The sequence below is a fragment of the Gilvirhabdus luticola genome (assembly GCF_040117515.1).
Taxonomy (GTDB): Bacteria; Bacteroidota; Bacteroidia; order Flavobacteriales; family Flavobacteriaceae; genus Gilvirhabdus; species Gilvirhabdus luticola.
The window spans coordinates 244,222-257,863 of the sequence record NZ_JBEEEN010000004.1; the positions used below are offsets into that span (position 1 = coordinate 244,222).

The following is a 13,642-nucleotide window of genomic DNA, read 5'->3' on the forward strand; positions in this document are numbered from 1 at the left end:
AGCCAATGTTTAGCATTTTTAAGAAGAAATCAAAGTCAGAAAAGCTTCAAGAGGAATATAATAAGCTCATGTCAGAATGGCATAAACTATCCACAATAAATAGGTCAAAAAGTGATGAGAAATATGCTGAAGCAGAAAAAATATTAGAAAAAATTGAATTACTAAAACCTAATGAAAATTGATTCTTAAAATGATTAAATTTTTTGTTTTCTTTTTAATCATCAACTTCGGTGCATTAGCATTAGGAGGTTGGCTTATGGACAATGGACCAATGACAGAATGGTATTTACAACTTAACAAAGCCCCGTGGACGCCTCCTGGATGGGTGTTTGGAGTTGCTTGGACTACAATAATGATTTGTTTTTCTATTTATTTAGCTCAATTATTTTCATTTGAGGTAAACGTAAAAATTGTTTTATTATTTGCGCTTCAGGTATTTTTAAATATTATATGGAATTATATATTTTTCAATAAGCATTTAATTCTTTTAGGTTTAATTGTACTTATAATGCTCACAGTTTTAATATTATATTTTTTCTTCAATTTTAATCAAGGAAAAATAAGTTATTATCGCTTTTTCTTATTACCATATATTTTATGGTTATTCGTTGCCTTCTCATTAAATGCTTATATTTTAATTTATAATAAATGAAAATTTATACCCTTCATAAAAAACAAAATCTTCCAATTACAATAGGTAAAGCATGGACATTTCTATCAAATCCAAAAAACTTAAAAACCATAACACCAGATTATATGAGTTTTGATATTCTCTCTGGAGCTGATAGACCAATGTATTCAGGCCAAATCATTCAATATATTGTAACTCCTGTTTTTGGCATTAAAACCAAATGGGTAACCGAGATTACTCATATAAAAGACAATGAATATTTTGTTGATGAGCAAAGATTCGGCCCTTATGCCTTATGGCATCATAAACATTTTATCAAAGAAATAAAAGATGGGATTGAAATGGAAGATATCATACATTACAAAATTCCTTTTGGGTTTATCGGTCAACTCTTTCACCCTATTTTAGTTAAGCCCAAGTTGGAAGAAATATTCAATTACAGACAAAAAAAACTGATCGAACTCTTTGGTGAATACAAATAGAAATGAATCAACCATTAAATATATTTTGGTTTAGGCGTGATTTCCGGTTAGAAGACAATGCTGCCTTATATAAAGCATTGTTAGGCGATCTTCCTGTATTACCCATTTTTATTTTTGACAAAGAAATTCTTGAAAACCTTCCAAAAAATGATGCTCGCGTAACCTTTATTTATGATACGCTCCAAAGTTTAAGACAAAAACTTGAGCATAACTATAATAGTGGAATTGCGCTATTCTATGGAAAACCTATAGATATTTTTAAAGAACTCCTCAAAAAGTATAACATTAACAGTGTTTACGTCAATCACGATTATGAACCTTATGCAATAAAAAGAGATAAGGAAATAGAAAGCTTTTTATCTGAAAAGCAAATTGATTTTAAAACATTTAAAGATCAGGTAATTTTTGAAAAAGATGATATTATTAAAAATGATGGTAAACCATATTTGGTCTATACGCCTTATATGAAAGCTTGGAAGGCAAAGTTTAAAACGTCAAAACTTGAAATATTTAACACGACAACATATCTTCCTAACTTTATTCAAGGCAAAGAATTACCAAATTTAAGTTTATCAGAAATTGGTTTTAATGAATCCTCACAAAAAATTGCCGAATATACAGTCACTTCAAAATTTATACAAGATTATGAAGCAACCAGAAACTTTCCTGCAAAAGATAATACGTCGAGACTTGGACCTCATTTGCGTTTTGGTACTGTTAGCATTCGAAAAATAATAGAAAAAGCCATTTCAGAAGCTAATGAGACTTTTTGGCAAGAACTAATTTGGCGCGAATTCTTTATGCAAATTTTGTGGCATTTTCCTAATACAATGACTGAAAGTTTTAAGCCAAAATATGATCGAATACTATGGCGAAATAATAAAACTGATTTCAAAAAGTGGTGTAAAGGCAAAACGGGTTACCCTTTGGTAGATGCTGGTATGCGACAATTAAATCAAACTGGATTTATGCACAATCGTGTGCGCATGGTGGTTGGTAGTTTTTTGTGTAAACATTTATTAATTGACTGGCGTTGGGGTGAAGCTTACTTTGCAGAAAAGTTACACGATTACGAAATGGCTAGTAATATTGGTAATTGGCAATGGGTTGCAGGTTGTGGCGTAGACGCAGCACCTTATTTCAGAATCTTTAATCCAACAACACAAATTGAAAAGTTTGATAAAGACCATAACTACATAAAAAAATGGGTGCCAGACTACCAGGAACTCACTTATCCTGCTCCAATAGTTGACCATAAATTTGCTAGAGAACGTTGTTTAAAAGTTTATAAACAGGCATTATCCTAAATTCAGCAAATAAATAAATTAGTATTTTTAGAATTGAAATATTAATTACTCATTTAATACCAAAATTTTTAAATAGATGAATATTAAATTCGACTCATTCTATCAAATCATACTTTCATTACTTCTATTATTTTCTTTACTTCCTATATATTCTCAAAATACCAAAGTTTATGTATCTGCTCATCCTGATGATTGGCAACTATTTATGAATCCTAATGCTTATCAAGATTTGCTAAACCCAGAAAATAAAGTGATTTTTTTACATACTACAGCGGGAGATGCTGGTAGTGGTACTGGGAATACAAGCTATTACTTGGCACGTGAAGAAGGCAGTTTAAGAGCTATACGCTTTTTATGTAATGCTATAAATAATGATTTGAGACAAGGTGACAATATGAATAAAATGGAGGTTTTAATAAATGAACATCTTTTGTTAAGATATAGCTATGCCAATGCTGTTGTTTACTTTTTAAGATTACCTGATGGCAATATCAATGGAGCTGGTTATCCAATACACAGCGATAAGAGTTTGAAAAAACTATTTGAAGGATCGATACCTTCAATCATGGCAATTGATAACAGTAGTGAATATAATTCTCTTGATGACCTAATACAAACCATATCTAATATTGTAACCTATGAATCAACCAATATAGAAGAGGTTTTATTTAATATTGCTGATACTAACGGAAATATTAATCCAGGAGACCATTCAGATCATTTAAACTCTTCACTAATTATGCAAAAGGTTGCCCATAATTTAGGAATGAAATCTGTGAGGCTTTACCAAGAATACAATACGAGTACAAAACCCATCAATATTTTCGAAAATGACTTCTTAATCGGTGCAGGAACTTGGGGTGTAACGGCTTCTGGACTTTCAGATAATTTTCATTATAGTACTTGGGATGACGGTCATAATGCATATATTGGCCGTCAATATTTTAGAGACGTTTTTCTTTCTGATTTAGAACAGGAATAATCTATCTAAATCCTTTCAATTTTAGCGCCAATAGCACGAAGACGTTCATCTATACGTTCGTAACCTCTATCTATCTGTTCTATATTGTGAATTATAGATGTACCTTTTGCAGACAATGCAGCTATTAATAGAGAAACTCCTGCCCTAATATCTGGCGAAGTCATAGTGGTAGCTTTTAAAGTCGATTTAAAATCATGCCCAATAACGGTCGCACGATGCGGATCACAAAGTATGATTTTTGCCCCCATGTCTATCAATTTATCTACAAAGAACAATCGGCTTTCAAACATTTTTTGATGTATTAATACACTACCTCTTGCCTGTGTTGCTACAACCAAAATAATACTTAATAAATCTGGTGTAAATCCTGGCCAAGGTGCATCTGAAATGGTTAATATAGAACCATCTATAAAGCTTTGTATTTGGTAACCATCTGTATGTGCTGGAACATGAATATCATCTCCTTGCCTTTCAACAGTAATACCTAATTTTCTAAACACATTAGGTATTAATCCTAAATCATCCCAACTTACATTAGTAATTGTAAGTTCACTTTTAGTCATAGCAGCCAGTCCAATCCAGCTACCGATTTCAATCATATCGGGTAGCATTCTGTGTTCTGTACCTCCTAATTTATCTACACCTTCAACAACCAACTTATTAGAGCCTACACCAGTAATTTTAGCTCCCATTCTATTCAACATTTTGCAAAGTTGCTGTAAGTAAGGTTCACAAGCTGCGTTGTAAATGGTTGTTTTTCCTTCAGCTAAAACAGCTGCCATCACAATATTGGCGGTTCCAGTAACTGATGCCTCTTCAAGCAACATGTAAGTTCCCTTTAATTTTTTGGCTTCTACACCATAAAACTGGTCTTCTCGACTATATCTAAATTTTGCGCCAAGTTTTATAAAACCTTCAAAATGAGTATCTAATCGTCGTCTTCCTATTTTATCTCCTCCAGGTTTTGGAATATAACCTTTACCAAAACGTGCTAATAATGGTCCAACAATCATAATAGAACCTCGTAAACCTCTTCCATCTTCCTTAAATTCAGGAGATTCTAAATATTTTAAATTAATGTTATCGGCTTGAAATTGGTAAGAACCGTGAGCTAGCTTTATAATTTTAACACCTAATTTACCAAGTAGTTTTATAAGTTTATTAACATCTACAATATCAGGAATGTTATTAATAACAACTTTTTCTGGAGTTAAAAGAATAGCACATAAAATTTGTAAAGCTTCATTTTTTGCGCCTTGAGGTTGGATGCTACCTTTAAGCTTATGACCTCCGTCTATTTTAAATGTTTTCATTAACTCTAATTAGTAACGTTTTCTGCCTCGGTTAGACCCTTTTTTATGATGTCCTTTTTTACTGTTGCTAGAGCCATATTTTTTCTTTGTACGCATCAAACTTGTAGAATCGCTTAAATCCTCATCAGTGTTTTTTAGGTTTATTTTACCATTAGATAGTTCATAAAGATGCTCGAAAATTACATCATCTTCAACAGTATCTTTATTCCAATTTAAAAAACACTTTTTCATGTGGTTAGCAATAGTGTAAATAAGTGCTTCCTTAAGCTCTCCTTCCTCCCATGTATTAGCAACATCTATCATGGTCTTAATATTGTTACCATAAAATCTATATTTAGGATGATTTTGAGGATATTTTAAAGGGTCGGGACGTTCTGCCAACATTTCTTTAGAAGGTTTCTCAAATGGCGAATCTGCATCTAATTCAAAATTGGACATGATAAATAACTGATCCCAAAGTTTATGCTGAAAATCTGGAACATCACGTAAATGAGGTTGCATATTGCCCATTACAGCAATAATGGCTTTTGCCAATTTGTTCCGTTCTTCTTTTGTCTCGCGGGTTTTAGCATAATTTATCATTTTTTGAATATGACGTCCATATTCTGGAATAATTAAATGTTCCCGTTCTGTGTTGTATTCTAAAGTGTCTATCAAAATAAAATGTGTAGAATTAAAAATTTAAGCATGTAGTATCTATGCGTGTGCAAAATACAAAAAAAAACTAAAGGCTTATAACACCTTCAACATTTTCTATAACTTCTTTATACTTTATTATAACTGATTCAGGATCTCTTAACAAGACATTAATGGAAACACTTGTGTATTTTCCATTTTTACTTTCAATTGTATGTATAACAGCTCCCATATTATTGAATATAGCTTCAATTTCAGCAATTTTATGAATGTCAGACTTTACAATAAATTTGTACAAATATTCCGATGGCCAACTATTTGTCTCATAAAGTTGGCTCTTTAATTTTTCATAAAATGCATCCTGATTTTCGCTATTGCTCATTGTTATTTTTTATGCTGCAAATATACTGTTTCCTTTGCATTTTTTATTTATGATTTTAATTCCGAATTTTACACTTAAAATCTTGCGAATTTGAATTCTAAAAAAATAGTCATTACCGGTGGACCTGGAACGGGAAAAACATCGGTAATAAATGAGTTAAAAAGCAGAGGATATTTTTGTTTTGAAGAAATAATTAGAACTCTAACATCTCAAGCCAAAAACGAAAGTGAGTCATCTAAACACTTTTCAAATCCAATTGCTTTTGTAGATGATCCATTGCTCTTTAACACACAACTACTCAATGGCCGAGTTGAACAATTTACCCAATCCAAGGTTTTAAACTATAAAAAAAGTTTTTTTGATAGAGGAATACCAGATGTTTTAGCTTATATGGAGTTTTTTAATCAACCTTTTGATAAGGTCTTTATTGAAGCTTGTAACAATCATATATATACCGATGTATTTATATTGCCTCCATGGGAAGCGATTTATATTTCAGACAACGAAAGATTTGAAACCTTTGATGAAGCTCTTAAAATTCACGATTGTTTGGTTAATGTTTATGACAATTTTGGATATGACATTAAAAATGTTCCATTTGGAAGTATTTCAGAGCGTGCTAACTTTATAATAGATAACATTTAAATCTGGTGCAAAATCCTATAAACACATTAGAACAGTACTGGAATTATACAGAATTTAAACCACTCCAAGAGGAAATCATTAACAGTGTTTTAGAAGGAGAAGATACATTCGCACTATTGCCAACAGGTGGCGGAAAATCTATTTGTTTTCAAATTCCTGCTTTAATAAAAGAAGGTATTTGCATCGTGATTTCTCCATTAGTTGCTCTTATGAAAGATCAGGTTCAGACACTTAATGATAAAGGTATTAAAGCATTGGCGCTTACAAGTGGAATTTCTTATAATCAATTGGATACCCTTTTAGATAATTGTATTTATGGAAATTACAAATTTTTATACTTATCGCCTGAAAGACTGCAACAAGAACTAGTTCAGGATAGAATAAAACAAATGCATGTGAATCTGATTGCTGTTGATGAAGCACATTGCATATCGCAATGGGGAAATGATTTTAGGCCAGCGTATAAAAACATTCAGATCTTAAGGCAATTACAGCCAAACACAAATGTGATAGCTTTAACTGCTTCAGCTACTGCTGCTGTTGTTGATGATATTATAAACGAGCTTGATTTTATTAACCCAAAAGTTTTTAAACAGTCCTTTGCTAGACCAAATTTGTCATATGAAGTATATGATGAAAATGATAAGTTTTATAGAATTATACGTATTTTAAAAAATGATGAGTATTCTGCAATCATTTATGTTAGAAGTAGAAAACTAACATTGGAGATAAGCAAACATCTTATTTCAAAAGAAATATCTTCTACATTTTATCATGGTGGACTTTCAAATAAAGAAAAGGATGAACATCTAAATGAATGGCTCAATAATCAAAAACAGGTAATGGTTGCTACCAGTGCTTTTGGAATGGGTATTGACAAACCAGATGTAAAAACGGTTATTCATTTCAACTTACCAGAAAGCATTGAAAGTTATTTCCAGGAAGCAGGTCGAGCTGGCCGTAATGGTGAAATGTCTAGAGCTATAATTCTGAAAAATAAAAGTGATGAGCAGCTGGTTAAAAATCAGTTTTTAAACGTTCTCCCAAACGTTGATTTTGTAAAGCAGGTATATAAGAAACTGTGCAGCTATTTTCAAATTGCTTATGGTGAAGGTGAAAACTTTAGTCAAGATTTTAATTTTAATGCGTTTTGCAAAACGTATAATTTTAACAGTGTTTTATCCTACAACGCATTGCAAATTTTAGACAGAACCAGTGTTATTAGTCTTTCAAAACAGTTCAATCGTTCTACAACTGTTCAATTTCTAGTTAAAGGAAATGATATTTTTAATTATGTAGATAAAAATCAAAGTTTAGAACTTGTTATAAAATCTTTATTACGAACTTATGGAGGTGTTTTTGATCACATCACAAAAATTAATATCTTATTAATAGCTAACAAAGCTTCTATAGATGAAGATGAATTAATTCAATCCTTAAAAAAATTAGAACAAGATGGAGTTATAGTGCTCAATCAAACAAAAACAGATGTTCAAATTACGTTTATAGAGCCTCGTGAAGACGATAAAACCATTAACAGAATTTCTAAATTTATTGAGCAGCAAAACCTATTAAAATACAAACAAGTGCATGCTGTGTTAGGTTATATTAAGAATGATAACAAATGTCGAAGTATTCAACTTTTAGAATATTTTGGTGAAGAACATTTAAAAAACTGTGGGAACTGCTCTGTTTGTAATGCAAATACAAAACAGCCAGCGAACGATAAAAATTTGCTTAAAAAGCAAATTATAGAAATTCTACAATCAGGTGATCATTCATCTAGAAAAATAGCCGAAACATTGGTTTGTAGTGAATCTGATATTTTAAATATTTTAAAAGAGCTTTTAGAATACAATATTATTTCTGTTACCAATAAAAACACATATAAACTAGCACACCTATGAGTAAGGATTTAAGAATAGTATTTATGGGAACGCCAGATTTTGCAGTTGCAACACTTAAAAATTTAGTGGAAGAAAATTACAATATTGTTGGTGTTATAACAGCACCTGACAAGCCTGCAGGAAGAGGCAGAAAACTGCATAAAAGTGCCGTAAAAAAATATGCCGAATCTCAAGGGTTAAAAATTTTGCAACCAACCAATCTAAAAAATGAAGACTTTATTTCAAATTTAAGATCTTTAAATGCCAATCTTCAAATAGTAGTGGCTTTCAGAATGCTTCCCAAAGTTGTCTGGCAAATGCCAGAGTTTGGCACCTTTAATTTACATGCTTCTTTATTACCTAATTATCGTGGAGCAGCTCCTATAAACTGGGCAATAATTAATGGAGAAACTAGGACTGGAGTTTCAACTTTTTTTATTGACGACAAAATAGATACTGGAGAAATGATTCTTCAAGAAGAGGTAGACATAGATCCAAAAGAAAACGCAGGACACTTACATAATAAGCTAATGGTTATTGGAAGTCAACTTGTTTTAAAGACAGTGAAACTAATTGAAAAAGGAGATTTCTCTACTATACCACAACCAGAAATAAAAAACAGAAAAACCGCAAATAAACTTAATAAGGACAATTGTAAAATAGAATGGAACGGTTCTATAGAAAGTATTTTCAATAAAATAAGAGGCTTAAGTCCTTATCCAGGAGCTTGGTCTATTTTAAAAAATGGGGAAGACAGCCTGAATGTTAAAATCTATGAAGCCAAAAAAGAATATGTAAATCACGAGTACAAAACGGGTCGTATACTTACAGATAAAAAGAGTATAAAGATTGCTGTTAAAAATGGCTTTATTATTATAACAGAAATACAACTCCCTGGAAAGCGTAAAATGGATTCCATTTCGCTTTTAAACGGGTATCATTTTGAAGCCAACTCTAAAATGCTCTAAACCCTTATTATTATTGATATTTCGTAAAAATCGATGAAATACATAATCTTTATTAACAAATGATATAAGTTATTAACAAAAACATGTATTTCCCTTGCTATTACTTGCGTGATTGCATAATCCGTATAAATTTGTATAGGATTTAACAATAATGTTTAACCACAATTAATTAATAATTAAATTTTATATTATGAACAAAACAGATTTAATCGATGCTATGGCAGAACACGCAGGAATTACTAAAGCAGCAGCTAAAAAAGCTTTAGAATGTGCGTTAATAGAAATTGAAGGAGCTTTACAAAAAGGTAATAGAGTTTCTTTGGTAGGTTTTGGATCTTGGTCAGTTTCTAAAAGATCTGCAAGAGAAGGTAGAAATCCTCAAACAGGTGAAACTATTAAAATTAAAGCTAAAAAAGTAGTTAAATTTAAGGCTGGATCTGATTTAGCAAGTGCAGTAAACTAGTTTTTACTTCTCTATAAATAAAAATAGCCTTCTAAAATTAGAGGGCTTTTTTTATTTATATTAGTTGAAACGATTTGTTTTTTATTAATTTTTTGTTAGCTTTCATTACAAATTCTTCAAATTATGATTACAATTAGACCCAAAAAAGGTGATTTGTTAATCGCAGAGCCATCAATAATTGGAGACATGTCCTTTAATAGATCTATAATTTTATTAGCCGATCATACTAAAGAAGGTTCTATAGGATTTATTTTAAATAAACCCTTAAACTATACCATAAAAGAACTAATCCCAGAGATTGAAGCCGATTTTAAAGTATATAATGGCGGTCCCGTAGAGCAAGATAATTTATACTTTATTCATAAAATACCTGAAATTATTCCAGATAGCATTGAAATTTCACTTGGCATTTATTGGGGTGGAGATTTCAATAGGGTCGTAGAGCTTATTGCCAACAATGAAATTGATGATAGTGACATACGGTTCTTTCTTGGTTATTCTGGATGGGATTCTGCACAATTGGAAAATGAATTAAAACTCAATTCTTGGTTGGTGAGTAAGAACATTTATGAAAAAGAAATCATTGAAAAAGACTATCAAACTTTCTGGAAAGAAAAAATGTTGGAATTAGGTGGTGATTATAGTATTTGGTCTAATGCTCCTGAAAACCCTAGTTTTAACTAGTCAGTCTCATTTTTACGTTCAATTTTTCTATCAACATTTTTGATATTTCATTTGTAAAATACTTCTTTCTGTATTTTGAAATAGGTTGAACACCAACAATAACATTTGTTAGAAACAATTCATCCGCTTTTTGAAGTTCAAAAGGAGAAATTGAAACTTCCTCAAAACTATAATCAGGCAATGATTGAAGAATTTCAATTATCTGCTTTCTCATAATACCTTTTAAACAGCCATCAGCTAATGGTGGTGTTTTAATAATATTGTCTTTGATGATAAAAACATTTCCATTGATTGCTTCAATAACATGTTTATTTGTATTTAACAAAAGACAATTATGCAACCTGTTTTCACTTGCATAAATATTCGCAATAACATGAAGTGCTTTATTATTTGTTTTTAAAGTTGACAATAATCCTGGAGTAACATAGTAATCTTTAAACAAATCGACCTCATAGGCTTTTTGTTTTATCTTGTAAATGTCTTCTTTAAGGATTTGGCATGAAATTATATAACTTATGTCATTGGATTTAGGTAAATAAAAGCCACCTTCGTTTCTATGAATGTTAAGTTTTACTCTTGCAGAATTATTTAATAATTTGTTGGATTTAAGGGTTTTATAAATCTCTTGCTCCAAAAATTCTATAGTAAAATTCATCGGAATTTCCATGCGTAAAATTCTCATAGAAGCCATCAACCTAAAATAATGATCTTCAAAAAACAAAGGCTTGCCGTTTAAAACTTTGATTGTTTCAAACAGTGCGTCACCATAATTATAACCCCTGTTTTTAATGCTTAAAACTTCTTCGCTGTCTATTATGTTTCCGTTAAAGTTTATCATAAAAAAAATCCCGAATTTTTCGGGACAAATATACTTTAAATTACAAAAGTGATTTTACGCCGAACCAAGTACTTGCTTTAAATCTGAAATTTGATTTTCCCATAGCATTTTAGCTTCATCTACTTCATCTTCTTCGGCAAAATCTGCAACCATTAAAGAAACGTCTTTGGTAATTTCGTCTACTTGTATTCTTATTTCAAAATAATAAGGTTCATCATCATCAGTTAACCATTTGAATTTTACACGCTCACCACTTTTCTTGCTCACCAATTTTGCTTGCTCTTCTGCTCCATCCCAAATAAACCTAAAGAGTTCACCACGAGAATTTACATTATCTGCGAACCATTCAGACAAACCTGAAGGTGTTGATATGTATTGGTAAAGTAATTGTGGAGATGCGTGTATTGGAAATTCTAGTTCAAATTTAATTTTCTCGTCCATAAAAGCCTTTAAAATTTATTTCGCTCAATATATACATTAATTAATAAGTTTAAAACTATTTCAAAAAATATTTTAGCAAATTAATTCTTTGCTTGCAATAATTTTGTTTTTATATTTGCAGCCTTAATTTTAAGGCGAGGTAGCTCAGTCGGTTAGAGCGTCGGATTCATAACCCGGAGGTCACGAGTTCAATTCTCGTTCTCGCTACTTATATCAAGGACTAAAGTTTTAGTCCTTTTTTTATTTTAATCGTTAATTGATCGTTTTAAATATAACTATTAAAAATTTAATGAGTTAAATCAAAATTTATAAAACTACAATAAACTGCATGAATCATATTATTAAAACTGGACTTCTGAAAATAGTATGCAGGATACATTCTTAAATACTAACAATATGACTTTTTATAAAAAAGACAGTTTCAAAATCCAAAATATTCCTTAAATTATTAAGTGAATTACAACTTTATTTATAGATTATTTAATTATTAATTTAATTCGTTGATTTACAACTATTTATAAGATAATCGATTTTTGTAATATTACGCTTTATCGTATTTTTTTGCATTTCATGGATGATTTATTAAAAATAATATCTATATTGCAATCGATATTTAATTTTAATTATTATTTCAGGTAGGAATTTTGCTTAGTTAACAGTTTAATAATTAATTAAGATTGATTAATTCATGAATAAAATTATTAGTTCGTATAAAGATTAAAAACGTAGTTAATCGAGTATTTTTGCTGTATCATTTATACAACAATATTTTTATACTTCCCTCACTAATTGGTTAATAGCAATTTATAACCAAAAAATAAATTCTCTCGAAAATTAATATTGATGAGAATAATTTTTAGTTTATGTAATGCCCTAATACTTAACTAAATACTATGAAAAAAAAATACGTTGCGCTGTTATTGCTAATATGTTGCTATAATATTTATGCAAACAATTATCTTAACTCATCATTTCATTTTCTACCGACTAATAATTTACAAGCTAAATTAATTACTTTTTTTGTTGATACATTTAAAGACAAAGAGCAAGTAAATAATACTATTTCATCAGCTTTCCTGAATAACAAAAATTTAAAAACAGTAAAAACTTCAGCTTTTGTAATAACAGGTTGCCCATCAAACATTAACGTCAATAATGACGCTGGTAATTGTAATGCATTAATTAGTTCTAATCTAGATGTTACAAGTTTTACTGGTACTCTAAATTGGACAATGACAGGAGCTACTTCTGGTTCTGGAAGTGGACAAATAGGAAGCTATACATTTAACGTTGGTGTCACTACAATAAACTATATTGATGATGATGGTGGTTCAGGTTGTAGCTTTACTGTTACTGTTAATGACAGTGAAAGTCCAGTTGTTAGTAATTGTATGACAAGATATCCTAATGTTAACTCTGGTGCTTGCAGTTATGTCGCTTACAATAATTTTTTTCCAACTGCTACTGATAATTGTACGACAGTTAACGTAGTAGATTGGTCAGCTTCAGGTGCTACTACTACAAATAATATTATTGAGGGTAAAAATAATTTTGTAGGTGGTGTTACTTTTAATGCTGGAATTACAACTGTTGTTGTTAATTTTGTTGATTCCTCAAGTAATACAGCTTCATGTAGTTTTGAAATAAGAGTAAATGATAATATTCCACCAACCATAACCTGTCCTGGTAACCAAACTGGGAATGTAGATGCGTCTTGTAACTTTACTATTCCAGACTATACAGGACTAGCTACTGCTAATGATAATTGTGCTGGTGGAGTCGTAACTCAATCGCCTATAGCTGGAACCGTAGTTTCTGTTGGAACAACAAATATAGGCCTTACCGTAACTGATGCTGCCGGTTTAACAGCTAACTGTAATTTTGATGTCGTAGTTTCTGATACTATACCGCCTACTGCTTCAAACCCAGCTGATATTAATGTACAATGTTTAGCTGATGTGCCTGCTGCTAACCCTAATGTGGT

16 protein-coding genes and 1 tRNA gene are annotated in these 13,642 nt (G+C 30.8%); 12 read left to right on the top strand and 5 right to left on the bottom strand.

Features of this window, described 5'->3' with window-relative positions:
- Positions 1–5 precede the first annotated feature (5 nt).
- The 5 genes from AAFP94_RS09350 to AAFP94_RS09370 all read left to right on the top strand — a co-directional run bounded on the left by AAFP94_RS09350 (position 6) and on the right by AAFP94_RS09370 (position 3,402).
- Positions 6–182: a Lacal_2735 family protein gene (locus AAFP94_RS09350; protein WP_316662368.1), complete on the top strand. Its 177-nt coding sequence runs from the start codon at positions 6–8 to the stop codon at positions 180–182.
- Positions 183–190: 8 nt separating this feature from the next.
- The gene (locus AAFP94_RS09355; protein ID WP_316662370.1) at positions 191–652 is read left to right on the top strand and encodes a TspO/MBR family protein; all 462 of its coding nucleotides are present in this window, start codon (positions 191–193) and stop codon (positions 650–652) included.
- Positions 649–1,113, top strand: coding sequence for an SRPBCC family protein (locus tag AAFP94_RS09360; protein WP_316662371.1), 465 nt, complete (start codon positions 649–651; stop codon positions 1,111–1,113). The genes AAFP94_RS09355 and AAFP94_RS09360 overlap by 4 nt, the downstream gene beginning before the upstream one ends.
- Before the next feature lie 2 nt (positions 1,114–1,115).
- Positions 1,116–2,420: a cryptochrome/photolyase family protein gene (locus AAFP94_RS09365; RefSeq protein WP_316662372.1), complete on the top strand. Its 1,305-nt coding sequence runs from the start codon at positions 1,116–1,118 to the stop codon at positions 2,418–2,420.
- A gap of 76 nt (positions 2,421–2,496) precedes the next feature.
- Positions 2,497–3,402, top strand: a complete 906-nt coding sequence (locus AAFP94_RS09370; protein WP_316662373.1) for a PIG-L family deacetylase — start codon at positions 2,497–2,499, stop codon at positions 3,400–3,402.
- Positions 3,403–3,407: 5 nt separating this feature from the next.
- Here AAFP94_RS09370 and murA read toward each other — a convergent pair whose 3' ends face one another.
- The 3 genes from murA to AAFP94_RS09385 all read right to left on the bottom strand — a co-directional run bounded on the left by murA (position 3,408) and on the right by AAFP94_RS09385 (position 5,733).
- Positions 3,408–4,715, bottom strand: a complete 1,308-nt coding sequence (murA, locus tag AAFP94_RS09375; protein ID WP_316662374.1) for a UDP-N-acetylglucosamine 1-carboxyvinyltransferase — start codon at positions 4,713–4,715, stop codon at positions 3,408–3,410.
- A gap of 9 nt (positions 4,716–4,724) precedes the next feature.
- Positions 4,725–5,372 (bottom strand): DUF4290 domain-containing protein, encoded by a 648-nt coding sequence (locus AAFP94_RS09380; RefSeq protein WP_316662375.1) that lies wholly within the window; start codon positions 5,370–5,372, stop codon positions 4,725–4,727.
- Between the two features lie 67 nt (positions 5,373–5,439).
- Positions 5,440–5,733 carry a DUF493 domain-containing protein gene (locus AAFP94_RS09385; protein WP_316662376.1) on the bottom strand — a complete coding sequence of 98 codons (294 nt, stop codon included), beginning with the start codon at positions 5,731–5,733 and terminating at the stop codon, positions 5,440–5,442.
- Between the two features lie 90 nt (positions 5,734–5,823).
- On the opposite strand from AAFP94_RS09385, the gene AAFP94_RS09390 reads away from it, so the two are divergent.
- The 5 genes from AAFP94_RS09390 (at position 5,824) to AAFP94_RS09410 (ending at position 10,379) form a co-directional block, all read left to right on the top strand.
- On the top strand, positions 5,824–6,378 hold the full coding sequence (locus tag AAFP94_RS09390; protein ID WP_316662377.1) for an AAA family ATPase: 555 nt from the start codon (positions 5,824–5,826) through the stop codon (positions 6,376–6,378).
- Between the two features lie 5 nt (positions 6,379–6,383).
- Positions 6,384–8,285 (top strand): RecQ family ATP-dependent DNA helicase, encoded by a 1,902-nt coding sequence (locus tag AAFP94_RS09395; protein WP_316662378.1) that lies wholly within the window; start codon positions 6,384–6,386, stop codon positions 8,283–8,285.
- Complete coding sequence (gene fmt, locus AAFP94_RS09400) at positions 8,282–9,232, top strand: methionyl-tRNA formyltransferase (protein ID WP_316662379.1); 951 nt, start codon at positions 8,282–8,284, stop codon at positions 9,230–9,232. The genes AAFP94_RS09395 and fmt overlap by 4 nt, the downstream gene beginning before the upstream one ends.
- A 190-nt stretch (positions 9,233–9,422) precedes the next feature.
- Positions 9,423–9,695: an HU family DNA-binding protein gene (locus AAFP94_RS09405; RefSeq protein WP_316662380.1), complete on the top strand. Its 273-nt coding sequence runs from the start codon at positions 9,423–9,425 to the stop codon at positions 9,693–9,695.
- A gap of 123 nt (positions 9,696–9,818) precedes the next feature.
- Entirely contained in the window at positions 9,819–10,379 is a 561-nt protein-coding gene (locus tag AAFP94_RS09410) for a YqgE/AlgH family protein (protein ID WP_316662381.1), read from the top strand.
- Here the strand turns inward: AAFP94_RS09410 and AAFP94_RS09415 are convergent.
- Entirely contained in the window at positions 10,372–11,217 is an 846-nt protein-coding gene (locus AAFP94_RS09415) for an aminotransferase class IV (protein ID WP_316662382.1), read from the bottom strand. The two genes, AAFP94_RS09410 and AAFP94_RS09415, sit on opposite strands and share 8 nt — an antisense overlap.
- 54 nt (positions 11,218–11,271) lie before the next feature.
- On the bottom strand, positions 11,272–11,658 hold the full coding sequence (locus AAFP94_RS09420) for an START-like domain-containing protein (RefSeq protein ID WP_316662383.1): 387 nt from the start codon (positions 11,656–11,658) through the stop codon (positions 11,272–11,274).
- A 133-nt stretch (positions 11,659–11,791) separates the two neighbouring features.
- Here AAFP94_RS09420 and AAFP94_RS09425 point away from each other — a divergent pair.
- Positions 11,792–11,865 (top strand) — tRNA-Met (locus tag AAFP94_RS09425).
- Positions 11,866–12,551: 686 nt separating this feature from the next.
- Positions 12,552–13,642 (top strand): HYR domain-containing protein (locus AAFP94_RS09430; RefSeq protein ID WP_316662385.1); only part of this gene is annotated, 1,091 nt, incomplete at its 3' end.

What these genes read in the sequence shown, in the direction of transcription:
- AAFP94_RS09370 (WP_316662373.1), top strand. Translation starts at nt 2,497, where the DNA reads ATGAATATTAAATTCGACTCATTCTATCAAATCATACTTTCATTACTT.
- AAFP94_RS09415 (WP_316662382.1), bottom strand. Translation starts at nt 11,217, where the DNA reads ATGATAAACTTTAACGGAAACATAATAGACAGCGAAGAAGTTTTAAGC.
- AAFP94_RS09355 (WP_316662370.1), top strand. Translation starts at nt 191, where the DNA reads ATGATTAAATTTTTTGTTTTCTTTTTAATCATCAACTTCGGTGCATTA.
- fmt (WP_316662379.1), top strand. Translation starts at nt 8,282, where the DNA reads ATGAGTAAGGATTTAAGAATAGTATTTATGGGAACGCCAGATTTTGCA.
- murA (WP_316662374.1), bottom strand. Translation starts at nt 4,715, where the DNA reads ATGAAAACATTTAAAATAGACGGAGGTCATAAGCTTAAAGGTAGCATC.
- AAFP94_RS09360 (WP_316662371.1), top strand. Translation starts at nt 649, where the DNA reads ATGAAAATTTATACCCTTCATAAAAAACAAAATCTTCCAATTACAATA.
- AAFP94_RS09420 (WP_316662383.1), bottom strand. Translation starts at nt 11,658, where the DNA reads ATGGACGAGAAAATTAAATTTGAACTAGAATTTCCAATACACGCATCT.
- AAFP94_RS09405 (WP_316662380.1), top strand. Translation starts at nt 9,423, where the DNA reads ATGAACAAAACAGATTTAATCGATGCTATGGCAGAACACGCAGGAATT.
- AAFP94_RS09410 (WP_316662381.1), top strand. Translation starts at nt 9,819, where the DNA reads ATGATTACAATTAGACCCAAAAAAGGTGATTTGTTAATCGCAGAGCCA.
- AAFP94_RS09350 (WP_316662368.1), top strand. Translation starts at nt 6, where the DNA reads ATGTTTAGCATTTTTAAGAAGAAATCAAAGTCAGAAAAGCTTCAAGAG.
- AAFP94_RS09385 (WP_316662376.1), bottom strand. Translation starts at nt 5,733, where the DNA reads ATGAGCAATAGCGAAAATCAGGATGCATTTTATGAAAAATTAAAGAGC.
- AAFP94_RS09365 (WP_316662372.1), top strand. Translation starts at nt 1,116, where the DNA reads ATGAATCAACCATTAAATATATTTTGGTTTAGGCGTGATTTCCGGTTA.